Raw genomic sequence first — 24482 nt, forward strand, 5'->3', positions numbered from 1 at the left:
GATGCGGCACCTCGTAGAGTGCCGCTCCGCGACCGTCAAGGCGATGGGGTCACCCCTTCGGCGCGGGCGCCGGCTCGGGCTTTACGTTCGGGGTTTCCTGCGCCGTGTTGGATTCGATCGGCGGCAGGCCCTTCATCAATTTCTGCTGCAAGGTGGCAAGCACATCCGGGTCCGGCTTCAGGTCGCGGGCCTGGTTCCACTGGAAGGTGGCTTCCAGCTTGCGGCCAACGCGCCAGTAGGCGTCGCCGAGGTGATCGTTGAGCACCGGATCCTCCGGCTTCAACGAAACGGCGCGTTCCATTTCGCGCACAGCGTCGTCGAACTGGCCAAGGCGGTAATAGGCCCAGCCCAGCGAGTCGACGATGTAGCCGTCGCTCGGCCTCAGGTCGACGGCCTTCTGGATCATCGCGAGGCCTTCCTTGAGGTTCATGTTCTTGTCGACCCAGGAATAGCCGAGATAGTTCAGAACCTGCGGCTGGTCGGGGTAGAGCTCCAGCGCCTTGCGGAAATTCGGCTCGGCCTTCGGCCATTCCTTCAGCCGCTCATAGGCGATGCCGCGCTGGTAGAAAATGTTCCAGTTGGCGGCGGTCGGCGTCTTCAGCACCTCTACCGCCTTGTCGTAAAGATTGGCGGCGGAGCGGAAATCCTCCTTCGAGGAATAGACGCCGCCGAGCGCCAGATACGCGCGCATGTCGTCTGGATGCGCATCGACGATGGCCTTGAGGTGAGCGATCGCCTCGTCGTTGCGGTCGAGATCGGCAAGGTTGAGGCCAAGCTGCAGGTCCGAAAGCTCCTTCAGCGGCGAACTGGCCGGAATGCGGCGATAGAGCGCGATGGCGCCCTCGCCGTCCTTCAACTGCTCGGCAACGGCGGCGAGCTGAACGAGCGCCGCGTCGTTGTCGGGCCTCAGCGCCAGCGCGTATTGCAGATAGAGCCGCACGAACGGCTCGCCGCCGCCGCGGTTGAGCGCGGTGGCGAGATCGAGCAGGATTTCCGAGGCGCCGTCCGACGGGCCGGCAGCGAAGGGTTGGATCTTTTTTTCGCCCTTGTTGATCTTGTCGCGAAGCGCTGCAATCTCGACCTTGCCGGGCGCAAACGTCTCGGCCTTGTCGAGCACCGACAGCGCCTTGGCCTTGTCGCCTTTGCGGGCGAGGAAAGAGGCATAGGCCTGCGCGCTGCGCATCCATGTTTCGGGGGCGGCACCGCCTGCCGCCGTGTCCTGCAGGGTGGCGGTGTAGAGCGCATCCGCCCTGTCGGGCAGGCCCGAGGCGTCGGCAATCAAGGCGCGGTGGAAGGACTTGAACAGGCTGAACCAGTCGGGGCCCTGCAGCTTGTCGATGGAAGCCATGGCCTCGCCGGCGTCGCCCGCACCCTGCTTGGCCCAGCCGGTCATGACGCCGGAGATCAGGCGGTCGAGATCGGATTCGAGCGACAGCTTGAGCCAGTATTCGGCCTTGGAGAAATCCTTCTTGTGGAAGGAATCGATGGCCAGCGCCAGGCGCGAGAAGCGCTCGACGTCGGGAACCGCCTTGAGCTTGTCGGCATAGACCAGGGACTCGTCGAAGCGCCCCTGCGCGATCAGCGACAGCATCAGGCTTTGCTGCAGTCCCGTATCGTTCGGATCGAACGCAAGCGCCTGCTTGTAATAGGAAATGGCGCTGTCGAGGTCGTTGTCGCCTTCGGCAATCCGCGCGGCGAGATAGGCTCCCGAGAAGGATGTGATCCTGACCGGCTCGGCGGTCTGTTTGGCATGCGCCGGCAAAGCCGAGATCGCCATGCCCGTCGCGATTGCCAGCCCCGTCAGCCAGCGCGCATATCCTTGCCGCATCATATCCCTTTCAGCCAAACGCCATCTCCGCGTCAGCGGGATCGCCGTAGACTCGATCTTTACAGGTAAAGCATGGCCTTTTTGGGGTCGTGCTTCAACCCGGCCCGAATTCACAATCGGGTCAAGCAATTAATAAACCATGCCGAAAGAGGTCGCACGACCGCATTGCCACAATCCGGCAATGAGAAACAGGCGTCACGGCCCTGAAACTCAGGACGTTTGCGAAAGCCTTGCGTCGAGCGCTTGCATGGCGACGGTGACAAGATCGTGCAGCCGCTTTTTCGGCACGCCGTCGCGTGCCTGGACCGAAAGGCCGTGCATCAGCGTGGCGTAATAGTCACCCAGCGCCTCGGCATCGGTATCCGGCTTCAATTCGCCATCGCGCACGGCCTGCTTCAACCGCTCGACGATCGATGCGGTGCGCGCCAGCCGGTGCTCCGCCAGCCATTGCAGCACGGCGTCATTTTCGACGGCGCAATTGGTGGCGGCCGTCACCACCATGCAGCCCTGCGGCCGACCCGGCCTCGTATAGATTTCGACGGCGTCGCGAAGCATGCGCTCGATGACGCGCCGGACATTTGGTTCTTCCTCTAGCGCGCGCGTGGCGAAGCCGCCCTCATTGGCTTCGTAAAGCGCCACCGCTTCGCGAAACAGGTCCTCCTTCGAGCCGAAGGCGGCATAGATGCGCGCCGATGCGAGACCAAGTGCCGATACGAGATCGGCCATCGAGGTGCCCTCGTAGCCGCGTCTCCAGAAGGCGTCACGGGCTTTCTCCAGCGCCTGGTCGCGGTCGAATTCCCTTGGCCTGCCTGCCATGGCGGTCTCCAATTTTTTGTCGATCAACAAATAATCCGCTTGACTTCGGATTGCAAATTTCAATTCTTTGTCGATCATTAAATAATTGTCGACAAGGAGACCGGCATGAGTTCACTCGATCAAGGCGCGCCGCTCGGGGCGATAACGCAAGGAGCAAGCAGGGCGAAACACGGCGCAACTCTGGCGCTCCTCGCCTTCGCGCAGCTCATCATCTCGCTCGACCTCAACATCGTGTTCGTGGCGTTGCCGGAGATCGGCGCCGGCCTCGGATTTTCAGGCCAGACCCTGCAGTGGGTGGTCAGCGCCTATACCGTGTTCACCGGCGGCTTCCTGCTGTTCGGCGGCCGGGCTGCCGACCTGATCGGCCAGCGCCGCGTCTTCATCTTCGCGCTCTGGCTCTACGCGCTTTCGTCGCTTGTCGGCGGCCTCGCATGGTCGCCGGAAATCATCATCGCGGCACGCGCGGTACAAGGCATCGGCGCCGCGTTCCTGTTTCCTGCGACGCTGTCGCTGATCAACCGCCTGTTCGCCGAGGGAGCGGAACGCAACCGGGCGCTCGCGGTCTGGGGCGGCGCAGGCGCCAGCGGCCTGACGCTCGGTTCGCTTGCCGGCGGGTTTCTGACCAGCGCCTTCGGCTGGCCGTCGGTCTTCTACGTCAACGTGCTGCTGGCTGGGATCGCCATCATCGCGGCTTTCGCCATCATCCCGCGCGATCGCAAGCCGCACGAGCAGCGCAGCTTCGATCTGCCGGGCGCACTGACCGTCACCGCCGGCGCGACGCTGCTTGTCTTCACCCTGGTTCAGGGGCCCGAATATGGCTGGGGCTCGACCGCAATCATCGTCAGCGCGGCACTGGCGGCATTCTTCCTGATCGCCTTCACCGTGATCGAGGCCAACAGCGCCGATCCGCTGATGCCGCTGCGCCTGTTCCACAACCGCAGCCTTGTCGCCGGCATGACGATCACCTTCCTCTACATGGCGACCTTCGGCGCGCTGCCCTACTTCCTCACCGTGCTGCTGCAGAACGTGCACGGCTTCACCGCCTTGCAGACGGGCCTCGCCTTTCTCGTGCCGTCGGTCGCCATCGCCACCGGCACGCAAGCCGGCGAGCGTCTGGCAACGCGTTTTTCGACACGCAGCACGCTGGTCGGCGGCATGATCGTCGGCGCGGTCGGCACAGCATTGATGGTATCAGGCGCGAGCGCGGAGAGCAGCTATCTGTCCCTGGTACCTGGCCTGATCGTCTCCGGCGTGGGACAAGGCATCGTCTGGACCGCAATGTGGATTGCCGCCGCTTCCGGTGTTGCCCATGACCAGCAAGGCGTCGCCTCGGGGATGGCTTCGACGACGCTCAATGTCGGCAACGCCATCGGCATGGCCGTGCTGATTGCGATTGCGAACAGCCAAATCGGCGAATTGTCAGGCGATGCTTTGAAAATTGCCGTCGCCGACGGCATCCAAGTCGCCTTCTGGCTCGCGGCGGCGGGCATCGTCGTCAGCCTGCTGGCAGCAATGGTGCTTCCGGCAAAGGGGCGATGAGAACAGGCGCGGGGGCGCCGACGCCTCTCAGTTCACCCGGCTGATGCAGAAATCGATGACGTCGATCAGCGCCGATTTCTGCGGCGTCGCTTCGAGCGGCGCCAGCGCGTCGCGGGCGATTTCCCCGAAATGGCGGGCGCGCCCGATGGTGTCGGCAATCGCGCCGTGGCGGAGCATCAGGCCGATGGCCTTCTCCAGCCCGGCATCGTCGGCGGCATTGTCCTCGATGGCGCGTTTCCAGAAGCTGCGCTCGGCCTTGGTGCCGCGCCGATAGGCGAGGATCACCGGCAGCGTCACCTTGCCCTCGCGAAAATCGTCGCCGACATTCTTGCCGAGATCCTTGCTGGTGCCGCCGTAATCCAGCGCGTCATCGATCAGCTGGAAGGCAAGGCCGAGATTCATGCCGTAGGAGCGGAGTGCTGCGCGATCGTTGCGCGTCGCCTGGGCGATGACCGGGCCGACTTCGGCGGCAGCGGAGAACAGCGCTGCGGTCTTGGCCTTGATCACCGCGAAATGCTCGTCCTCGGTGGTCTCGAGGTTTTTGGCGGCGGCAAGCTGCATCACCTCGCCTTCGGCGATCACCGAGGCCGCACTCGACAGGATGTCGAGCGCTTCCAGCGAGCCGACATCGACCATCATGCGAAAGGCCTGGCCGAGCAGGAAATCGCCGACCAGAACACTTGCCTGGTTGCCCCAGATCATGCGGGCGGTCTTCTTGCCGCGCCGCATGCCGCTTTCGTCGACGACGTCGTCGTGGAGAAGTGTCGCGGTATGCATGAATTCGACCGATGTGGCGAGCTTGACATGGCCGTCGCCGGAATAGCCGAACATCTGGGCGGCGGCGAGCGTCAACATCGGCCGCAGCCGTTTGCCGCCGGATGAGATCAAATGGTTGGCAATCTCCGGGATCATCTCGACATCGGAGCCGGCCTTCGACAGGATCAATTTGTTGACGCGCCCCATGTCGGCCGCGGTCAGGTCCATGAGGTCCTTTATCGAGGCGGCTTCGCGCTTCCCGTTTTCAATATTGAGAACGACACCCACGGCAAAACTCCCAACCTCGATATGCACGACGGCAACATGGTCCCTGGACAAACTCTAGGGTGTCACCCACCGGCGCGGCAAGAGGCGAATTGGCGCGCCGGCTCTGGTACATGATCACGCCTACGTTTACATCAACGCCGCAAACTGCGAGTTTCATCCGATGATAGAGCTCATCCGCACCAACGACGCCGTCATCATTTCGTTTGTCGAATCGCTGATGCGCGATGCCGGTATCGGCTGTTTCGTCGCCGACCAGAACATGAGCGTGCTCGACGGCTCGATCGGCATCCTGCCCCGCCGTGTCATGGTGGACGCAGACAAGGCCGATGCGGCACGGCGCATCCTGACGGATGCCGGCATCGCCAACGAGATCCGCCAAAAATAATGTCCGCGTCGCCCGCTGCCCTTGTCCCGGACATGCCGGCTCATACGGTCGACGCCTTCCATCGCGGTCGCTTCTGGCTGGTGCAGCCGAGAAAGGCCGGCCACCGCGCCGGCATGGATGCGATGATGCTGGCGGCTGCCGTGCCGTCCTCCTTCGCTGGGCGGCTAGCCGACTTTGGCGCGGGTGCCGGTGCCGCCGGCCTGGCGGTACTGTCGCGCTGCCCCGCTGCCGAGGCCGTGCTTGTCGAGCGTTCCCCGGAAATGGCGGCCTTCGCCACCACCACGCTTGCCCATCCTGGCAATGCGCATCTCAGCGACCGCGCCTCGGTGCTCGTCGCCGATGTCGCGCTGTCGGGCCGGGCGCGAGCGGCCGCCGGCCTCGAGGACAACAGCTTCGATTTCGTCATCATGAACCCGCCGTTCAATGCCGCAGAGGATCGCGCGACGCCCGATCCGCTGAGAAAGGCCGCGCATGTCTCGGAGGACGGGCTGTTCGACAGCTGGATCCGCAGCGCGGCCGCGGTGGTCAGGCCGAGCGGCGGGCTGGCCGTCATCGCCCGGCCGGAACAGCTCGGCGCCATCCTCGATGCCATTGCCGGCCGCTTCGGCGACCCCGAGATGCTGGCCGTCCACCCTCGCCCGGAAGCGGCGGCGATCCGCATCGTCGTCCGGGCAGCACTCGGCGCACGCGGCAAATTGTCGATCCAGCCGCCGCTGATGCTGCATGCCTATTCAGGCAATGGCCCTTCGGAGCGGGCAGAGCTGATCAATAACGGGCTGGCGTCGCTGTTCGGAGACTGATCCATTCTGATTGCCAGGGCGACGGCATTGCCGTTGGCCGGCGAATTCCTACATGCCTCAAGCAAATCGACCGGAGACCGCCCCCTCGTGAAACGTCTTTTCAACCGCCTGCTGCCGAAATCCTGGCGCTCCACCGTCGTCACCATTCCAGTCATCCGGCTGCACGGCACGATCATGCCCGGCGGCGGTCAGTTCCGGCCCAGCCTGTCGCTCGCTTCCACCGCCGGCCTTCTCGAAAAGCTGTTTTCATTCGACGCGCCGGCGGTCGCCATCTCGATCAATTCGCCAGGGGGCTCGCCGGTGCAGTCGCGGCTGATCTTCAGGCGCATCCGCGACCTGGCGAGCGAGAAGAACAAGAAGGTCCTGGTTTTCGTCGAGGACGTGGCGGCATCTGGCGGCTACATGATCGCTGTCGCCGGCGACGAGATCTTTGCCGACCCGTCCTCCATCGTCGGCTCGATCGGCGTGGTGTCGGCCTCGTTCGGCTTTCCGGAGCTGTTGAAGAAAATTGGCGTCGAGCGCCGCGTTCACACCGCCGGCCAGAACAAGGCGGTGCTCGACCCGTTCAAGCCGGAAAAGAAGGAAGACGTCGAGCGCCTGAAGGCGCTGCAGCTCGAGGTCCACGAGACCTTCATCGATCTCGTCAAGGACAGGCGCGGCAGCAAGCTCAAGGACGATCCCGACCTGTTCACCGGCCTGTTCTGGACGGCCAAGAAGGGGCTAGAGCTCGGGCTGGTCGATGCGCTCGGCGACATGCGCAGCGTGCTGAAGAGCCGTTTTGGGCCGAAGACCCAGCTCAAGCTGATCACCGCGCCGCGCGGCCTGTTCGGCCGCTTCGGCCTGTTCGGCTCGAGCTTTTCGGCGCCCGATATCGCCGCCGCCGCGGCAAGCGGCGTCATCGATGCGGCGGAAGAGCGCGCGCTGTGGGCGCGCTTCGGGCTTTGAAAAGCCGGTGAAAACGTCTAGCATAAATCATCAACCGACCCGACCGGCCGCCTTGCCGGCCTTGCGAGGGAGGAGTTTGACATGCCGCAGATCATTTTCTTCGCCGTCGTCGGCATTGCCGCCTATTTCGGCTACCGCTCCTTCGTCAGGGAAGCCGAGCGGGTGACCGCCAAGGTACGTCGGGCCGAAAAGCAGACGGCCAACGGCACCATGGGAACACTGGTCAAGGATCCGAAGACCGGCGAATACCGTCTGGCCAAGGATTGACCGTCGTCCCCCTCGCGGCCGAGCCAATGAATTCCGGGGCCAGCATTCGGGCGTCGCATGCGCATGCCAAGATAAATCTCGCGCTGCACGTCACCGGCCGGCGCGCCGACGGTTATCACATGATCGAAAGCCTGGCTGTGTTCACGCGCTTCGGCGACCGCATCGAGACGGAACTTGCCGACAGCGATGGGTTTTCGGTGTCCGGCAAATACGCCTCCGCGGTGCCGGCCGACGATAGTAACCTGGTGCTGAAAGCGCGCGACGCGCTGCGGCGGGAGGCCGGTCCCCAGCACGCGCCGGCTGTCGCCATCAGGCTCGAAAAGAACCTGCCGGTCGCGTCCGGCGTCGGCGGCGGATCGAGCGATGCGGCGGCTGTGCTGCGCGCGCTGGTCCAGATCTGGGGACTTGATGTCGGCGATGCCGAACTGGCGCGGATCGGCCTGTCGCTCGGCGCCGACGTGCCGATGTGCCTCGCCGCCAAGCCGCTGATCGCCTGCGGCATCGGCGACGAGCTGACGCTCGTGCCGGGTTTCCCGGCGCTGGGTCTGGTGCTCGCCAATCCCGGCACTGCCGTCTCGACGGCCGACGTGTTCGAGGCGCTTGGCCGCCGCGACAATGCGGGGCTGCCGCCGCTGCCGCGCAACCTCGACTTCCACAGCATCCGCAACTGGCTGGAGATCACCCGCAACGATCTCGAGCCTGCGGCGCGCGCAATCCAGCCCGCCATCGGCAAGGCGCTTTCCGTGCTGAACAAGGCCGGAGCCGGTTTTGCCAGGATGTCCGGTTCCGGCGCCACCTGCTTCGGCCTGTTCGAGACCGGCAATGTGGCCAAGCGCGCGGCCGTCGATATTCGCAGCCGCCATCCAGGCTGGTTTGTCGCGGCGACGCGAAGCGTGACATCGGAGGCTGATGCCCATGGCCAGGATTGACGAGAGCCGCCCCTTCGTTCCCGTGCGCATCGCGGTACTGACCGTTTCCGATACGCGCAGCCTCGCCGACGACAAATCCGGGCAGACGCTGGCCGACCGCATTGCCGAGGCCGGCCATATCCTCGCCGCCCGCGACATCGTCACCGACGACCGCGACAAGATCCGCGACAAGGTCCTGGGCTGGTCGAAGGACGAAGCGATCGATGTCGTCATCACCACCGGCGGCACCGGCTTCACCGGCCGCGACGTGACGCCGGAAGCGCTGGAGCCGAGCTTCGAAAAGCGCATGGACGGCTTTTCCGAAGTGTTCCACCGCATCTCCTACGACAAGATCGGCACTTCGACGATCCAGAGCCGGGCAACCGGCGGCGTCGTCAATGCCACCTTTGTTTTCGTGTTGCCGGGCTCGCCGGGCGCCTGCAAGGACGCCTGGGACGGCATCTTGAAGCCGCAGCTCGACTACCGGCACATGCCCTGCAACTTCGTCGAGATCATGCCGCGCCTGGACGAGCATTTGCGGCGCGGCTGAAGCGAGCCAAGGGGGTCAGCCGGCTGATCCCTTCAGCGAATGACCGGCTCACCGTGAAACCGGCGGCGCGAGGGCGGCGACACGCCGAAGCCAACCTCCATCATCAGCCGCGGCGTGCGCGTCGGCACGGTGCCCATATGGAAGCCGAACGGGTCCTCGACAAAGCCGAGGCCGGCCTGCCCGGTCAGCGTAACCGGGCTCTGCTCGCCATAGACGCCCAGCACCTCTTCCGCCGAATGGCCGACTAGCAGCGTCAGCTGGTGCTTCAGGATGCGGCGGTTGTGGGAGCCGCGGACATAGACATGCGGCCCGGTGTCGGCGTCGACCGGCACCAGGTAGAAAAAGAACTTCAGCATGCGCCAGTCGTCGAGGTCGAAATGGTATTTGCCGAGCGAGGCCATGTTCTTGTCGGCGTCCGAGACGCCACCGGTCGGAAAGCTCCACCAGACGCGGGTGGTGATCAGCTTGGCCTGACTGCCGAGATAGTGCGCCGCGATGTCGAGAAGCAGCGGATCGCGCTGCACGGCGACCGCAGCGCTGCAGTCGAGGACCCGCTCGAAATAATGGCCGCTGAGCAGCGGACGGCCGAAATGCTTTTCGGCATCGGCGTGTTTTTCGGGCAGGAATTCCAGCCGGCGGTCGAAATTGCCGAAGCATGGCGTGTGCTCGGCGAAGCTGGCGATCTCCTCATGGATGGCGGCCGGCAGCATCAGGCCCGAATAGAGCCCCTCCGTTTGCAGCGCGCCAACGACGGCATCGCGATCGACGCCGGCGAACATCGTTTCACCGACATTGCGCGCCGGCGGAACGGGCTTCGCACCGCGCCAGTGCAGGCGCCGCGCCGGCATGGTGCGCGCCAGCATGAACATTGGCAGCCATGCCGGATTCTCGCGAAGGTCCGAAAGATAGGTCGGAATGCGGGCGGCGATGCGGCGCAGCGTACCGCCGTTGCGTGCGATCGCCTCGAGGCTTGCAGCGCCGGACTTTTCAGGGCTTGAAAGGGTCATCGGGGTCCTCAAAATGTCGAGGGAACAGCATCGACGTTAGCCGTCGCCGCTCCGGCACACCCCAAACCCTATTCGCCCATATCGCTGGGAATGGTAACGCCCGGCCAGATTTTGTGCAATGCACAATAAACGACGAGCCGCCAGAAAATTTGCTTGGGCCCCTGAACCGGGACGGTAAGCCGTCACTTCCGCGGCGCGACCCAGATCTCGGCGTGGAGCCTCCTGGTCGCCAGGCCGCGGGCGATCGCTTCGGCGCTGCGGGCGTTCTTCGACAGCGCCGCGGCCTGACGCTTGCTGATCACCAAGCCTTCGGCGAGAGCGCGATTTCCGGCAAAGACGCGTGACAGGAAGGGCGCGCGGCTGCCGCGAGCCCGCGAGAACCGCGCCGCCATGGTTTGCCTGGCGGTATGGGCGACGACCTCGTCGATCCAGCCCTCCCCCAGCCGCGCGCCTGGTTCTAGCAAAAGCAGCCAGTCGCCCTTGGCCTGCCTGATGCCGGCGGCGATGCCGCCGCTGACATAGTGGCAGCCGGCATGTTCGGCGACGCGGTGCGTCTGATCGGTCGAGCCGGTGTCACAGACGAGAACGTCGCGCACCACGCCTTCGACCGCGCCACCGATCAGCGAGGCGAGCGTGCGGGCAAGGCCCTCCTCGTCATTCAAGGTTTCGATCAGGACGCTGAGCATGTTTAGCCGAATAGCGGAAAGCGGTGGGCAGCGCCAGTTTTTGCGGCGCGCTGCGAGAAAGTTCTTGCTTTGTTCTCATCGATGCGATAGGAATACATTCATGAGCAGAGCGATTCGACAACGGGCGGACAGTCCCTGGGAAAGGGCCAAAATGGAACAGATCGTGCGTGCCGACATTGCCGCCTTCGGCGCTGGCAGGGCAGAGATGGCGAATGCGATGATCGAGCAGAGCGGCATGCGCGTCCGCCCGGACCGCAATCGCGGCAGGTCGGCGGGCATCAATCCGTCTGGCCGTTTCGAGCCGGTCAGCCGGCATGTGTTCGACGATGGCTGGAATTCGCTGGAGGAGCTGCCGCCGTTCAAGACCGAGGTACAGGTCGAGAAGCCGCGCACCATCATCACGCGCAACGAATCGCCGGACATCTCCTTCGACCGCTCGATCAATCCCTATCGCGGCTGCGAACATGGCTGCGTTTATTGTTTCGCGCGGCCGACGCACAGCTTCATGGGCCTGTCGCCGGGGCTGGATTTCGAATCGAAGCTGTTTGCCAAGCCGGATGCGGCGCGGCTGCTCGACAAGGAATTGTCCAGGGATAATTACCAGCCGCGCACCATCGCCATCGGCACCAATACAGATCCCTACCAGCCGATCGAGAAGCAATACCGGATCATGCGCGAGATCCTCGAAGTGCTGGAGGCGCGCGGGCATCCGGTCGGCATCGTCACCAAATCGGCGCTGGTGACACGTGACATCGACATTCTGTCGCGCATGGCGGAACGCGGGCTGGCCAAGGTGGCCTTGTCGGTGACGACGCTCGACCGCATGCTGGCGCGCACCATGGAGCCACGCGCGTCGACGCCGACTAAGCGGCTGGAGGCGATCAGGCAGCTTTCGGACGCCGGCATTCCGGCCTCGGTGATGGTCGCGCCGATCATCCCCGGACTGACCGACCCGGAAATGGAGCGCATCCTCGATTCGGCGCAGGCAGCGGGCGCGCGCGAGGCCGGCTATGTGCTGCTACGCCTGCCGCTGGAGGTCGCGCCGATCTTCAAGGACTGGCTGCTGCGCCACTATCCCGACCGCTATCGCCATGTCATGTCGCTGATCCGTTCGATGCGCGACGGCAAGGACTACGATTCGGAATGGGGCAAGCGCATGAAAGGCTCCGGCCCCTATGCCTGGCAGATCGGCCGGCGCTTCGAGATCGCTGCCAAACGGCTCGGCCTCAATGCCGAGCGGCGCTCGCTGAGGACCGACCGGTTCATCCCTGCTGCCAAGGCAACCGAGCAGCTGATGCTGCTGTGACAAAGCGTCTCGCGCCAGCCGATTGAAACGGCCGGCAGCAGGCGAAAAAATCCCGTCCGGCCTGTCCTGTCCCCGGGCTTGCAGACGGTAGCCCCCTCCTGGTCCGGTGCCCCGCCCGACCCGGAGGGACTTGCGGAGAATCGGAGCCGATGCGAACCTCGCCGCACCATGGCTCGCCCGCGTTCCGATTCTCCGCTTCTCTTCGAAATCGTCGAGAGACCCGACTTCTCCTTCGAGACGAAGGCGATGGCCGAAGGCCTGTGGCCGGTGGCGGGAACGGACGAGGCCGGCCGCGGCCCGCTCGCCGGGCCGGTCGTGGCGGCAGCGGTGGTTCTCGATCCCGCCAACATCCCCGACGGCCTCGATGATTCCAAGCGGCTGACGCATTTGCAGCGTGAGGCACTGTTCCTGAAAATCCTCGGCTCCGCGCTCGCCGTATCGATGGCCTCGGTCAGCGCCGAAGGCATCGATGCCTCCAACATCCTCAAGGCCAGCCTAGAAGCGATGCGCCGTGCCGTGGCAGGCCTGTCAATCCGGCCGAAGCTGGCGCTGGCCGACGGCCGCGACGTGCCGCCTGGCCTGCCCTGCGAGGGCAGAGCGCTGATCAAGGGCGACCAGCGCTCGCAGTCGATCGCCGCAGCCTCGATCGTCGCCAAGGTGATGCGCGACCGCATGATGTGCGGCTGCGGCAGCCATCATGTGCATTACGGCTTCGAGTTGCATATGGGCTACGCCACTGTCCGCCATCGCACGGCGATCGATCTGCATGGACCAGTGGCGCGGCTGCACCGCGCCTCCTTCGCGCCGTTCCGGTTCGGCGGCACCGAGGTGCTGGAGGAAGAGGGCCTTTCGGGCCTGGATTGAGCGATCCGGCCAGGCGTAATCTCCCCCCTCGAGGGGGAGATGTCGCCGAAGGCGACAGAGGGGGTCGGTACGTCCTGGCGCGACACCATGTTGAACGACAGAAATGGCTGGCGCTCCACGCGCGGCGACCCCCTCTGGCCTGCCGGCCATCTCCCCCTCGAGGGGGGAGATTACGCGCTCTGCTTTCGCTAACAAAAAAGCCGCCAGGTTTCTCAGGCGGCTTTCGATGACTTGTTGATGCAGCCGTTCAGTTCAGCTTCGACTTCAAATCCTGCAGCGAGGCGTTGAACAGGCCGGCGCCGGCCTTGGCGTCGATCTTGCCGGCCAGCAGCGCGCGCGCGGCTTCGACCGCGATGTCGACGGCGCTGGCGCGCACTTCGCCGATCGCCTCGCGCTCGGCCTGGCCGATCTTCTGCTCGGCCAAGGCGGTACGCCGGGCGACATAGTCCTCGGTCTTCTTGTGCGCCTCGGCGGCAAGCATGTCGGCTTCGCGCTTGGCGGCGGCGACGATGGCCGCGGCCTCCTGCTCGGCTTCCTTGCGCTTGCGCTGGTATTGGCCGAGCAGCTGCTGGGCCTCTTCGCGCAACCGGCGCGCTTCCTCGAGCTCGGAGCTGATCTTGTCGGCCCGCGCATCGAGCGCCTTGGCGATCATGCCCGGCACCTTGATGTAGATGGCAATGCCGAGGAAGATTACGAGGGCAACGGTTGCCCAAAGCGTCGCGAGAGATGTGGCGTCCATGATGCGCTCCTCACCCGGCCACGGATTTGACGGCGGCCGCGATTTCGGCCTTGCTGGCCTTGCCGCCGACAAGCGCCTCGACGATGGCCGAAGCGGTGTCCTCGGCGATGGTGCCGACTTCCTTCATGGCATTGGCCTTGATGGAAGAAATACGCGCCTCGGCCTCGCCAAGCTTCTGGTCAAGCGCTGCCTCGATCGTCTTGCGGGCAGCTTCGGCTTCCGCCTTGGCCGCATCGTTGGCTTGCTGGCCGATCGCATTGGCCTTGCCCTTGGCTTCCGCCAATTCCTGCTCATAGGCGGCAACGGCGGCATCGGCCTCGCTTTTCAGCCGGGCAGCATGATCGAGATCCTGCGTGATGCGGTCGTTGCGAACGTCGATGATGCCGCCGACGCGCGGCATCACTACCCGTTTCAAGAAGAGGTAGAACAGCCCGAAAGTGATTGCCAGCCACAGCAGCTGTGACGGGTACGTCGCCGGATTGAATGGCGGGAACGTGCCGTGCGCCTCGGCAGGCACGCCGGTGGCGGCGCTGCCGCCTTCGACGGCGGGCGCGGACTCTTGCGCAAAGGCAGATGTCACGAACATGGACTATCCCCGAAATTCAGGCCCGCCGCAAGATCGCGGCCGGCCTGTTCAATTCTTCCCAATGTTCAGCCGAACAAGTATTCAGCCGAACAGGGCGAGAAGCGCGATGAGAAGCGAGAAAATACCCAGCGCTTCGGTCACGGCGAAGCCGAAAATCAGGCGGCCGAACTGGCCGTCGGCGGCCGACGGGTTGCGCAGCGCGCCCGCCAGATAGCTGCCGAAAATGTTGCCGAGGCCGATGCCCGCGCCGCCCATGCCGAGGCATGCGATGCCGGCGCCGATGTACTTTGCTGCTTCTGCGTCCATTTGTTCAACTCCTTTGGATCTAAAATTCCGTTGCAAAATCGATCCGGCGGCAATGCCGGAAACCTTGTCAGTGCCCGGGATGCAGGGCGTCGTTGAGATACATGCAGGTCAGCACGGCAAAGACGTAGGCCTGCAGGAACGCGACCAGCAGCTCCAGCGCCGTCAGCGCCACGGCCATCGCCAGCGGCAGAACCGAGCCCGCCACGCCGACCGCGCCGAGCGCGCTCAGGCTGACGACAAAGCCCGAGAACACTTTCAGCGTGATGTGACCGGCGAGCATGTTGGCGAACAGGCGAACCGAGAGGCTGACCGGACGCGAGACGAAGGAAATCACCTCGATAAGCACCACCAGCGGCAGCAGGTAGATCGGCACGCCATGCGGGACGAACAGCTTCAGGAAGCCAAGGCCGTGCTTGGTGAAGCCGTAGACGACGACCGTTCCGATCACCAGCGCAGCGAGGCCGAAGGTGACGATGATGTGGCTGGTGATGGTGAAGAAATACGGGAACAGGCCAAGCAGGTTAGCGACAAGCACGAACATGAACAGCGAGAACACGAAGGGGAAGAACTTCATGCCTTGCGTGCCCGCGGCGTCCCTCAGCATATTGCCGACAAATTCATAGGCCATTTCCGAGACCGACTGAAGGCGGCCCGGGACGAGGCTGCGGCTCGACGTGCTGAGGTAGAGAAACGCCGCTGCGACAGCAACTGTTGCAAGCATGAACAGAGCCGAATTGGTAAAAGACAGGTCGTAGCCGCCGATGTGAATCGGAATGATCGGATGGATCTGGAACTGGTGAATCGGATCGACCTTGTCAGCAGCCACTTTAAATCCCCATCAAAGCCGCAGACGGCTTCAGTATCCTGTTCAATGCGCCGGCATGCGGCGCCTCAATTCATTCTTTCGGATCGCGCGGTTTGTCGCCCGTTCCGAAATCCGACACAAGCCCGGCTGAACGCAGGACATTTAGCACGCCGGCGCCAAAACCCAGCAGCAGCCCGACTATCAGACCCCATGGCGATGTCCCCGCCACGCGATCGATAAACCAGCCGAGAGCCGCACCGACCACTATCCCGGCGATGAACTCGCTGGACAGCTTGAGCGCCTGGCCGTACCCGGCCACACTGCCCGCTTTCGCGTCGTCTTTCCCCTCGAGCCGATCCGGCCGCCTTGTCGCAAGCGATGCTTCAAGGTCGCGCCGGCGGCGCTCAAGATCGTCGTCGCGGATGTCGGCTTCATGCTGCTTGCCGCGGCCGGTTTTTCCGGTTCCGTCTGGCCCATTCTTGTCGGCCACGCAACCCCCCTGCCCGGTCAGACCGTCACCGTCCGTCCGCTTCTTAAAGTCGCCGGCAACATAGTTAGAGGGTCCGCGCCCGTCAAGCCACGGGCGGACGTTCAAGCTCAAGTATTTTTTCGTTATAAATCAGCCGCTTGCCTGGGTGCGACATCGTGCCCGACGCCGTCCCCGACGGGCTGTGGCCGAATCCCCGCGGCGATGCGTCTTCGATCGGCCGCTCTCCCGCGAAAGATGCAAGGGCTGCCTGAGCACTCAGCTCCAGCCGCCGCCATAGGTGCGGTAGAAGATGTGCAGGCCGATCCTGGTCATTTTCTTCATCGTCCTCGCCCAGCCCGGATGGACGTAGTTGGCGTAATAATGCGTCGACGAGCCGACTTCCGGAATGAAGATCTTGCCGGCTGTGACGGCCATGGCGACATCCTGGGCGGTCTGGTAGGCGGCGGGGTTGTCGATGCGCTTCTTCCTGCCGTCGCAGGCGAAGGAAAACTGGCAGCGGTTGAACCAATTGTCGTTCTGGTAGACCACGCCGCAGATCGAGTTCGGATAGGCCGGGTTGCGGACGCGGTTGAGGATGACCTGGGCGACGGCGGCCTGGCCACGCACGGATTCGCCGCGCGCCTCGAAATAGATGCCGTTGGCGAGACAGGCCTGCTCCGGTTTGGAAAAGACGCTCGCCGGCAGCGGCGTCTGCATCCAAGAATGATCGCCCTTGCTCAGCGGCGGAATGAAGCGGCCATCGTTCGGGTCCTCGTCCTGCAGCAAGGCCTCGAAAGGCGACGCCTGTGCGTAATCGGGAGCCGACGAGGCATAGGCGGTTGCCAGCACGTCGGGATGATCGTTGTTGACCAGCGCGGCAAGCATCGCCGGCACGCCGGGATCCGGCTTCTTGTCGACGCGCGTGTGGAAGGCGGCGGCGATCTGGATTTCCTTGCCTTTGATCTCGGGCTTGGCGAAGGCCATCCTCAGCCCGCTGTCCATGCTTGGGCGGAGCAGCGAAGAGGTGCGCTCGAAGATCGAGCCGGCGTTGAAGTTCTTCGGCGGCGAAACGGGCGAGACCTGGATGATGCGGCCCTTCTTGTCGGCGCGCATGATGCGTTCCTCGTCCGGCGTCGTGCCGGCGCTGCCGCCCTTGCCGCGAAACGAAACGGTGCCGATGCCGGGCAGTTGGACACCGGAGCCGGACAGCGAGCCGGTGCTGCTGGAATCGAGGAAGGGCATTTCGGCGGCGTGAACGGAGCCGGCGACGGATTTCTCGACATAGGCGTTCCAGCGGACGCTCGGCGCCTCCAGGCCGGAGACCAGGCTGGTCATGTCCTGATAGGCAACGACCGTCGGAAAGCCGACCCAGATGCCAAGACCAATAATAAACGGAGACAGGAAGGAACGCTTTTTCTCACCGGCGGCGGCGACAAGCCGCGTCAAAACACGTCGATGCACGGAACTCTCCAGAAACGCGACGGACCCCACTGGAGAGCTACAATGATGCATTAACCTTGATGGGGCGTTAACAGCTTAGAACGTTGTTTTCCCATCTCGTGTCGAAGTCAGGCGCTTTTGCGGCTATCCGTTGACGGAAGAAAGATCGGCCAGGCGATCAGCGCGCAAATAGCCGCACCCAGCCAGACGCCTGCCCACGAGCCGAGCACGAGAAGCCCGGGAATGGCGATCGGCACCAGGAAGAAGGCAATGAAGACCAGACTGTTGGCGAGGCCGAGCGCCGTTCCGGCCTGGCTCGCGCCGGCCAGCGTCGCAAGCTCGGTGTAGGCGACGCCGTGCCAGGAGGAGACGCAGATGCCGGCCACGACCAGCACCGCAACGATCGCCAGCGAAAGCATCGGCACTTGGCCTGACAAGAATTGGGCCGCCAACAAGACGAGCGCGGCAAGCACGGTGAAGGCGACCACGCTCAGCATGCTGCACAGACGCAGGAACGGCCGGCGATTGCCATGACGGTCGGTGTAGCGACCGCTCCAGACGCGCATGACCATGGCGCCGACCTGCACGGCAGCCAGGCTGGCGCTGATCACGGCTGTGCCCATGCCGGCGAAATCATGCAGGAAGACGGAAGCAAAGGTGAGCACCGCCACCTGCGGAAAGCATAGCAGGCCGATGGCTGTTGCGATGCGCCAGACGGCCGGGTTGCGCAGCGGCGCCGGGCCGGCCGGCAATGCCGTGCTGCTCGAATGCGCGCCGTCATGCGCCGGCGGCTGATGCAGCCAGCGCCAGGCGAGCGAGGTCGAGACGGCGGATGCAGCCGCCAGAAGTCCGAAGACCGCCGTGAAGCCATGGGCTGAAGCGAGCGATGGCAGCACGAGCGCGCCAAGCCCGCCGCCAAGCGGCACCGCCGTCTGCCTGATGCTCATGGCAAAGCCGCGCTCGCCTTCGCCGAACCAGGCCATGATGGCGCGGCCGCTGGAGCCGTTGACGCTGCCGCCGAGCAATCCGGTGACCAGCAGGGCAGCGGCGAGAAGCGCGACGCCGGGAATATGGGCCGGTGACGGCACCACCAGCGCGGCCATGACAAGCAGCCAAACCGCGGTTGCGCCAAGCCCGGTCAGCAGCACGCGGCGGTCGCCCCAGCGATCGGTCAGCAGCCCCCACGGCAATTCGCTCAGCGCCACGCCCAGGCCGAGAAGGCCAAGCGCCAGGCCGAGTTCGCCATTGGAGAGATGATAGCCCGAGCGCAGGAACACCGCCGTCGCCGGAATGCCGGAGAAGGTCGCGGAAAAGCAGGTGTTGGCGGCGACGCCGATGCCCAGCACCTTCCAGCGATGATTGGCTCGAAGCGCCGCCGCTTCCGACGGGGCGGCAACGGCGCCTGGGCGAAGCGGTTTGCAATCTGGTCCTGTGGCGACAGCGGACATGGTTCAGCTCCTGCATGGGCTGGTTGCGTTCGGTCTTGACGCGCTGTCTCTACCGCCATAGCTTCGTACTGAATATCAGGAAATTTTGTACGAAATGTCCCAAATATCAGGACTATTGCCATGCGACGCGTGACATTCGATCTCGACGTCCTGCGCAGCTTCGTCACCGGCATGGAGCTGGGCAGCTTCGCCAAGGCAGCCGACCGGCTCGGCCGCTCGACCTCGGCAATCAGTGCGCAACTGAGGAAGCTGGAGGAGCAGGCGGCGACGCCGATCTTCCGCAAATCGGGGCGCGGCCTGGCGCTGACGGACGCGGGGGAGACCATGCTCGGCTATGCGCGGCGGCTGATCGAGCTCAATGACGAGGCCGCCTCCGCCATCCACGATGTCGAGCTGGAGGGTTGGGTGCGGCTTGGGCTACAGGAGGATTTCGGCGAGGCGGTGCTGCCCGAGGTGCTCGGGCGCTTCGCCCGCGCCCATCCCAAGGTCAAGATCGAAGCCAGGATCGCACGCAGCCATGAGCTCGCCGAACGGATCATTTCGGGCAACCTCGATATCGCGCTTGCCTGGCACAATGGCGCGACGCTGCCTTACAGCCGGCATGTCGCCGACGTCCAGATGCGCTGGATCGGCCCGGCAAAACAGATCGAGACCAGCCTGCGCGAAGGCGAGCCGTTACCGCTGGTGGCGCTCGAGGCGCCGTGCCTGCTGCGCAGTGTGGCGACCGAAACGCTGGACCGTGCCGGCCTGGCATGGCGGATGGCCTTCTCCAGCCCGAGCCTTGGCGGCATCTGGGCAGCCGTCGCCGCGGGGCTCGGACTGACGATCCGCACCGATATCGGCCTGCCGGCCACGGTCAGGGCGATGACGCCGGAGATCGCCGGGCTGCCCGCCTTGCCCAAGATGGCGCTGTTCCTGCACCGCAAGGAGGCCGAGCCCGACCCGGTAGCGGCGCGGCTTGGCGACATCCTGCTGCAGGCGGCGCTGGAAGCGTTGCCAGGAAGTGGCGACGCGGATGGTCTGAGGAAAGCGGCCTAGCGCAGACGAGCCGAAAGGGCCGCAGGGCGCTCTATGACTTAGTCGGTCGAAGAAGCAGTAATGCTGGCGATCCCTCGCGCCCCCCTCTGTCCTGCCGGACATCTCCCCCACGAGGGGGGAGATTAGCAGCTTCGCCGTCCCACCCGTCTTTCGGCGTTGGAGATTGGCTAAAGCGGAGGGGACGGCCAATCTCCCCCAAGTGGGGGAGATGCCCGGCAGGGCAGAGGGGGGCGCTGTCCCGCCGACGTCTCGCAAGGTTCCGCGAATGATGATCTAACGGCGCTTCTTCGCCTTGCCGGCGAACGGGTTGTCCGAGGTGCGCAAGGCGATGCGGATCGGCACGCCGGGCATGTCGAAAGCCTCGCCTCTATGCTACCAACATGCTTAACGCCAGTCATCGGCGAGCGGTCTCTTGCTTCAACGAGCTTTTTCGGTGGCGTGCTGGTCCCGGTCAGGGGATAATTCCCCGAGGGCCCCGGCGTAGCTGAATCTGGCGGGTACCGCAGCATTTCTTGAACTTCATACCTGAACCGCAAGGACATTGATCATTGCCGCCGCGTTGCAGCCGGCCGACCAGGGGCAGCAGCGCTGCGGAAGGCAGGAGCGCCGCTGCAAGGGCAGCCAACTTGGCCGAGATTCCCGGTACGACGAGGCGACGACCGGATTTGAACCCTCGCCACGCCCGTTCGGCCACATACTCCGGATCCACCTTGGGCAAGATGTTGAAGAGCACCGTCTGATTGGCGCCTGACCTTGCGAGAAACTCCGTCGACACCGGGCCTGGTGCAACGCATGTGACCGTCACACCGGTTCGGCGCAATTCCTGGTGAAGCGCCTCTGAGAAGAAGCGCACGAAAGCTTTGCTAGCGAAGTACAGAGCCATATAAGGCCCGGGAACGAACCCGGCCACGGAACTGAGATTGAGCACCCCGCCCCGTCGGCGCGCCACCATCCCCGGCAGAAAATGGAGGGTCAGTTCTGTGAGGGAATGTATGTTGAGATCGATGATGCCGAGTTGACTATCAATAGGCAGCGCCGTCGTCGCGCCCCGCAGGCCATAGCCGGCGCTGTTGACCAGGACATCACAGACCAGGCCGTGTGCGGACAGGAAGCCCTCCAGGCGCGTTGGCGCATCGCCTGCCACGAGATCCAACTCGAGCGTGAATGCCTCGCCACCCCTCTCCCGAACCTCAGACGCCGCAGCGGCCAAACCCTCGGGCGAGCGGGCAACCAGCACAACCGCACCGCGCTCCCGTGCAGCGACGCTCGCAATTGCCCGGCCAATTCCACCCGAGCCGCCAATCACGACGACGGCGGGCCGGAATTCACAGTGCGAAATCATGTCGCGTTCCTCTGTCCTGCAGGAGCGGCAACACTTGGATCGAGCAGCATCACTTCATCGGCGACAATGCCGTTCAGGATCTTTTCGAATCTCTCCAGTGCTCGTGCAACGTTCGCTCCATCCATGACCCGGTGATCGTAGTGGATGCGGACATTCACCGATCCGTCTTTGCCGATCGGACCGTAGTTGAGAAGCGTGGTCAATGGTGTCAGCGGGTTGAGTGATTCGGCACCGAGACCAGAATAGACGGACAGTTGGAAGGTACCGAAGTAATTTGCCCTTTGCCGGGCGATGTTCAACCCTAGCCACATAAGCAGCCACCTGACTGGCGCGGGCGCACCTGCCATCCGCAAGGCACGCCGGAACTCCGGGACCTCCAGGATCGGCCGTGATCGAGCCGCGTGGATGGATCCCTCAAGTTCCGTGATGGAGTAGCGCTCCGGGCGCTTGATGCAGCTCAGCAGAACCGCCGGCTCGCCATCATATTCGCGCTCGTGGGCAATCGAGGCTACGCTTGCCGGATACTCGTAAAGCTGCGGCCAGGGCAACTTGACATAGGCGCGCCGCAGTTCCGGCATCTCTAGGGCGAGAAGCGCATATCCTTTCAGGAAGATCGCGGTCCACGAGGGCCTGGTCTGCTGCCCCATTCGAGCCGTTACGAGGGGGCCGAGGTTCATCTGACGCTGTACCGCGACCCGTGGCACGCCGATCGAAAACCTCATCAGGTCGCCAACAAGGCGCCGGGGCGCGGAAAGCTTGAGGGCTCGGCCTCGCATCAAACGTACCTCTAATCTCTAATAAAGATAAGGGAGTATTCGCTTGGTCTTTTCCATATAGGCACGGTATTGCGGGCCGAAATTCTCCAGCATCATACGCTCTTCCTTGTCCACTCTCAGCAGGAAAAGGACTGCGAACCCAATCAAACCCGATATGCCCGCAATCCAGTTCGGCAGCAGAAAGACCTGGCCGAGGCCCATGAGCAGGAACGAGGTATACATCGGGTGGCGGACCAAGGCGTATGGTCCGGCGCAGATGAGTTCATGCCGTTCGCGGATCTCCAGCGTAATCGACCAGTTCCGGCCAAGTTCCTTGTGGGACCTGCGAAAAACCCATAGCGCGGAGCAGAAGATGATTGTGCCGAGAGCCACGGCCCACGCGCTGGCCGGGTGGTCAGCCGCTGCGGGCATGCCGGTGACAACATAGAAGGCAGGCAGGATTGCGAGGCCAAACAGAGCAGATGCAAGCCCGACGATCTCTGAACGTGAGCGGTAGCCAGTTACAATTCGCACGCGCCTTGCCCGGCGCTCGAAGGGATACCGGATCACGTACCAAGCAACGATGCCGATCACCCAAATGACCTCGCCAAGTGAGGCTGCCGCAATGCTCACTTCAGGTCACCAGCGCCCTTTCTGCGATCGCGACTGTAGCAGCTGCCCCTGGGTATGGCCACTTCACCCATCGCCCTCGATTTCGTCACCGGCCGACCTTCAGGCGCAGCGATCCTCTCCGAGTTAGTCCGCAGACGCGAAAGCAGGAGGGGCAGTACCGATCGCATTCGGTCCCCATTCATCCCTCGAATCTTGGTTATGTATTCATCTCCCGAAGCTCGGTTATGAATTGTTGCGGCCGGAGCTGAATGGCGGGAGTCTTATATCCCATGGAATGAGCGATGTTCGCCACGAACCCGTTGCAGTTCAAGACCGTCGCCTGCCAGACATGCGAACTCGCCTGCAGCTTGCGGATGTAGGCAACGACTTTGTCGTATTCGGCCCGGGTCAGTATGATTTGCCAGCTTGCGGATCTGTATGGTTCTTCCAGATCACCGTCGCTCCACCCGGTTTCGGCTGGCACCGGCACGACATGGCCCAGAACATAGGGAACCGCACTGTTCGAAGCCGGGTGAAGGCCCGCGACTTGGGGATCGATCATTCTCCCGGCCCGGTCCACGCGCCCAAAAACTGCGTAGGTGTGGCCGTAGCTTAGGGCGTAGCGGGAGCGGAACTCGATGAAGTACCGCTCGTCGTTTTTTTGAGGCGCAGCTCCGCCATCGGCATAAGATATGAAATTCGGCTGGGGCGGCAGGTCTTTCGTCTGACATGCCGCTGCCGGGAGGGCCACCAACGCCACAAGCAAGAGACGGCTATTTACAAGCGTCATCGCCGCGTCCATTCCCGAACTTCACAAAGCACAGACTTAATAACGGCCTATGCCCGCCAACCGCGCCCTAGGCTATGAAGCCGGCCAAAGCCCCGGCTGCGTATGTATGGGGAAGGGCTTGGCACCCCTTCCCCATACAAGCCGGTCCTTACTTAATCACTGGTTGCTCTACCGGAGCGGGCGCCGGAGCTTTACCCTTTCCTTTGCCGATCCAGTCGTTCGCGCAGCCGCTCAGGCTGGCAACGGCGAGCACAGCAACCATTGCAATCAATATCCTGCTCATCAAGCAATCCTTTCCCCGGGGGCGGAATAGCCTATAGAATCGCCACAAATAAAACGATATGCAGCCCCACGAAGTTAGCTGCGATCTACACCAACGCCTAGTGCAGAAATGACACAGTTGGCACCCGGTTGTCGGCGGCACCTTTGCGGTGACGTGCTGGCAGGGTTCACCGTCCAACGGAGATCAGGCCTGCCCACCATCAAACAACCACCACCGTCGTGCCCAAAGGAGTACGGTCGTAGAGGTCAATGACGTGGTCATTTATCATACGGATGCACCCGTTCGATACCGCTGTGCCTATCGTCCATGGCTCGTTTGTACCATGTATCCGGAAGTGGGTGTCGCGCCCGTCGCGATAGAGATAAAGGGCACGCGCACCAAGCGGGTTGTTTGGTCCGCCAGGGACCCCCCCTGCATACTGCACCAGGCGCGGCTTGCGCTGCATCATGCTGGCGGTGGGTGTCCACGACGGCCAGTCCGCCTTGCGGCCGACGGTCGCTGTACCCTTGAACGAAAGTCCCTGCTCGCCGACGCCAACGCCGTAGCGCGTCGCCCACCCGTCCGTCTCGACGGCATAGAGAAAACGTTGCGAAGTATCGACGACGATCGTTCCGGCCGGCTCGTTTCCGTCGTACCGCACATGCTGCCGTCGGTAACGAGGATTCAGGCCACGCCTTGGTCCGAACGCGGATGAAATCGACGTGCATCCGGAGATCATCAGAGCCAGACTACCCAGCACGAGCCCCCGGCGCGCAATGTGGTGTTCTTCCATTTGTACCTGCTAGGAAACTGGTCATCTACCGCCGCCCTCGTCTCTACCATTCCAAGGCCTGCGGGCCAAGTCTCGCTGTGTGGTGGCAAAAATGAATTCACAGGATTAACAAGCGAATTGGAGCGAAACTTCTTGCGATAACCGTCTGCCTC

General features: G+C 63.8%; 28 protein-coding genes. 10 read left to right on the top strand and 18 right to left on the bottom strand.

Annotated elements, in window-relative coordinates; all coding sequences use genetic code 11:
- Positions 1-49 precede the first annotated feature (49 nt).
- Positions 50-1828: a tetratricopeptide repeat protein gene (locus NKH23_RS26660; protein ID WP_352720695.1), complete on the bottom strand. Its 1779-nt coding sequence runs from the start codon at positions 1826-1828 to the stop codon at positions 50-52.
- Between the two features lie 210 nt (positions 1829-2038).
- Positions 2039-2644, bottom strand: coding sequence for a TetR/AcrR family transcriptional regulator (locus tag NKH23_RS26665; protein WP_352720615.1), 606 nt, complete (start codon positions 2642-2644; stop codon positions 2039-2041).
- Positions 2645-2749: 105 nt separating this feature from the next.
- On the opposite strand from NKH23_RS26665, the gene NKH23_RS26670 reads away from it, so the two are divergent.
- The gene (locus NKH23_RS26670) at positions 2750-4183 is read left to right on the top strand and encodes an MFS transporter (RefSeq protein WP_352720617.1); all 1434 of its coding nucleotides are present in this window, start codon (positions 2750-2752) and stop codon (positions 4181-4183) included.
- Positions 4184-4210: 27 nt separating this feature from the next.
- Here NKH23_RS26670 and NKH23_RS26675 read toward each other — a convergent pair whose 3' ends face one another.
- The gene (locus tag NKH23_RS26675; RefSeq protein WP_352469050.1) at positions 4211-5227 is read right to left on the bottom strand and encodes a polyprenyl synthetase family protein; all 1017 of its coding nucleotides are present in this window, start codon (positions 5225-5227) and stop codon (positions 4211-4213) included.
- 160 nt (positions 5228-5387) lie between these two features.
- On the opposite strand from NKH23_RS26675, the gene NKH23_RS26680 reads away from it, so the two are divergent.
- The 6 genes from NKH23_RS26680 (at position 5388) to moaB (ending at position 9082) form a co-directional block, all read left to right on the top strand.
- Positions 5388-5612 carry a putative signal transducing protein gene (locus NKH23_RS26680; RefSeq protein WP_023674082.1) on the top strand — a complete coding sequence of 75 codons (225 nt, stop codon included), beginning with the start codon at positions 5388-5390 and terminating at the stop codon, positions 5610-5612.
- Entirely contained in the window at positions 5612-6412 is an 801-nt protein-coding gene (locus tag NKH23_RS26685) for a tRNA1(Val) (adenine(37)-N6)-methyltransferase (RefSeq protein ID WP_352720619.1), read from the top strand. Before NKH23_RS26680 ends, NKH23_RS26685 begins: the two co-directional genes overlap by 1 nt.
- An 87-nt stretch (positions 6413-6499) precedes the next feature.
- On the top strand, positions 6500-7357 hold the full coding sequence (locus NKH23_RS26690) for a S49 family peptidase (protein WP_352456850.1): 858 nt from the start codon (positions 6500-6502) through the stop codon (positions 7355-7357).
- A gap of 81 nt (positions 7358-7438) precedes the next feature.
- Positions 7439-7624 carry a hypothetical protein gene (locus NKH23_RS26695; protein WP_292665400.1) on the top strand — a complete coding sequence of 62 codons (186 nt, stop codon included), beginning with the start codon at positions 7439-7441 and terminating at the stop codon, positions 7622-7624.
- Positions 7625-7650: 26 nt separating this feature from the next.
- Positions 7651-8553 carry a 4-(cytidine 5'-diphospho)-2-C-methyl-D-erythritol kinase gene (locus tag NKH23_RS26700; RefSeq protein WP_352720621.1) on the top strand — a complete coding sequence of 301 codons (903 nt, stop codon included), beginning with the start codon at positions 7651-7653 and terminating at the stop codon, positions 8551-8553.
- Positions 8540-9082: a molybdenum cofactor biosynthesis protein B gene (moaB, locus tag NKH23_RS26705; protein WP_352720623.1), complete on the top strand. Its 543-nt coding sequence runs from the start codon at positions 8540-8542 to the stop codon at positions 9080-9082. Before NKH23_RS26700 ends, moaB begins: the two co-directional genes overlap by 14 nt.
- 32 nt (positions 9083-9114) lie before the next feature.
- On the opposite strand, the gene NKH23_RS26710 is transcribed toward moaB, so the two are convergent.
- The gene (locus NKH23_RS26710; RefSeq protein ID WP_352720625.1) at positions 9115-10089 is read right to left on the bottom strand and encodes a phytanoyl-CoA dioxygenase family protein; all 975 of its coding nucleotides are present in this window, start codon (positions 10087-10089) and stop codon (positions 9115-9117) included.
- A gap of 182 nt (positions 10090-10271) precedes the next feature.
- Complete coding sequence (locus NKH23_RS26715; protein WP_292664385.1) at positions 10272-10775, bottom strand: glycosyltransferase; 504 nt, start codon at positions 10773-10775, stop codon at positions 10272-10274.
- 151 nt (positions 10776-10926) lie between these two features.
- Between NKH23_RS26715 and NKH23_RS26720 the strand changes: the two genes are divergently transcribed.
- Both NKH23_RS26720 and rnhB read left to right on the top strand, forming a co-directional pair.
- Positions 10927-12081, top strand: a complete 1155-nt coding sequence (locus NKH23_RS26720) for a PA0069 family radical SAM protein (protein WP_352720627.1) — start codon at positions 10927-10929, stop codon at positions 12079-12081.
- A 168-nt stretch (positions 12082-12249) separates the two neighbouring features.
- A complete protein-coding gene (rnhB, locus tag NKH23_RS26725) occupies positions 12250-12945 on the top strand; it encodes a ribonuclease HII (RefSeq protein WP_352720629.1) in 696 nt (231 codons plus the stop codon).
- Between the two features lie 247 nt (positions 12946-13192).
- Here the strand turns inward: rnhB and NKH23_RS26730 are convergent, their stop codons facing one another.
- From NKH23_RS26730 to NKH23_RS26760, 7 genes are all read right to left on the bottom strand, one after another.
- On the bottom strand, positions 13193-13684 hold the full coding sequence (locus NKH23_RS26730; protein WP_352915794.1) for a F0F1 ATP synthase subunit B: 492 nt from the start codon (positions 13682-13684) through the stop codon (positions 13193-13195).
- Positions 13685-13694: 10 nt separating this feature from the next.
- Positions 13695-14270, bottom strand: coding sequence for a F0F1 ATP synthase subunit B (locus NKH23_RS26735; protein WP_352720631.1), 576 nt, complete (start codon positions 14268-14270; stop codon positions 13695-13697).
- Between the two features lie 81 nt (positions 14271-14351).
- Positions 14352-14576, bottom strand: a complete 225-nt coding sequence (locus NKH23_RS26740; protein ID WP_006206606.1) for a F0F1 ATP synthase subunit C — start codon at positions 14574-14576, stop codon at positions 14352-14354.
- Positions 14577-14643: 67 nt separating this feature from the next.
- A complete protein-coding gene (locus NKH23_RS26745) occupies positions 14644-15402 on the bottom strand; it encodes a F0F1 ATP synthase subunit A (RefSeq protein ID WP_352469059.1) in 759 nt (252 codons plus the stop codon).
- A 70-nt stretch (positions 15403-15472) separates the two neighbouring features.
- Complete coding sequence (locus tag NKH23_RS26750) at positions 15473-15871, bottom strand: AtpZ/AtpI family protein (RefSeq protein ID WP_352720635.1); 399 nt, start codon at positions 15869-15871, stop codon at positions 15473-15475.
- 255 nt (positions 15872-16126) lie between these two features.
- Positions 16127-17311 (bottom strand): cell wall hydrolase, encoded by a 1185-nt coding sequence (locus NKH23_RS26755; protein WP_352720637.1) that lies wholly within the window; start codon positions 17309-17311, stop codon positions 16127-16129.
- A gap of 107 nt (positions 17312-17418) precedes the next feature.
- Positions 17419-18738 carry an MFS transporter gene (locus NKH23_RS26760; protein ID WP_352720639.1) on the bottom strand — a complete coding sequence of 440 codons (1320 nt, stop codon included), beginning with the start codon at positions 18736-18738 and terminating at the stop codon, positions 17419-17421.
- A 120-nt stretch (positions 18739-18858) separates the two neighbouring features.
- On the opposite strand from NKH23_RS26760, the gene NKH23_RS26765 reads away from it, so the two are divergent.
- Positions 18859-19776: a LysR substrate-binding domain-containing protein gene (locus NKH23_RS26765; RefSeq protein WP_352915797.1), complete on the top strand. Its 918-nt coding sequence runs from the start codon at positions 18859-18861 to the stop codon at positions 19774-19776.
- A 451-nt stretch (positions 19777-20227) separates the two neighbouring features.
- On the opposite strand, the gene NKH23_RS26770 is transcribed toward NKH23_RS26765, so the two are convergent.
- The 6 genes from NKH23_RS26770 to NKH23_RS26795 all read right to left on the bottom strand — a co-directional run bounded on the left by NKH23_RS26770 (position 20228) and on the right by NKH23_RS26795 (position 24330).
- The gene (locus NKH23_RS26770) at positions 20228-21118 is read right to left on the bottom strand and encodes an SDR family NAD(P)-dependent oxidoreductase (protein ID WP_352915800.1); all 891 of its coding nucleotides are present in this window, start codon (positions 21116-21118) and stop codon (positions 20228-20230) included.
- Positions 21115-21894, bottom strand: a complete 780-nt coding sequence (locus NKH23_RS26775) for a hypothetical protein (protein WP_352720645.1) — start codon at positions 21892-21894, stop codon at positions 21115-21117. Before NKH23_RS26775 ends, NKH23_RS26770 begins: the two co-directional genes overlap by 4 nt.
- 18 nt (positions 21895-21912) lie before the next feature.
- Entirely contained in the window at positions 21913-22500 is a 588-nt protein-coding gene (locus tag NKH23_RS26780) for a protein-S-isoprenylcysteine O-methyltransferase (RefSeq protein WP_352720697.1), read from the bottom strand.
- A 202-nt stretch (positions 22501-22702) separates the two neighbouring features.
- Positions 22703-23275 carry a hypothetical protein gene (locus NKH23_RS26785; RefSeq protein WP_352720699.1) on the bottom strand — a complete coding sequence of 191 codons (573 nt, stop codon included), beginning with the start codon at positions 23273-23275 and terminating at the stop codon, positions 22703-22705.
- 148 nt (positions 23276-23423) lie between these two features.
- Positions 23424-23558: an ABC transporter gene (locus NKH23_RS26790; protein WP_292659957.1), complete on the bottom strand. Its 135-nt coding sequence runs from the start codon at positions 23556-23558 to the stop codon at positions 23424-23426.
- A 199-nt stretch (positions 23559-23757) separates the two neighbouring features.
- Positions 23758-24330, bottom strand: coding sequence for a L,D-transpeptidase (locus tag NKH23_RS26795; RefSeq protein ID WP_353035757.1), 573 nt, complete (start codon positions 24328-24330; stop codon positions 23758-23760).
- Positions 24331-24482: the final 152 nt, after the last annotated feature.

The sequence above is a fragment of the Mesorhizobium sp. M1328 genome, assembly GCF_040318075.1.
Lineage (GTDB): Bacteria > Pseudomonadota > Alphaproteobacteria > Rhizobiales > Rhizobiaceae > Mesorhizobium.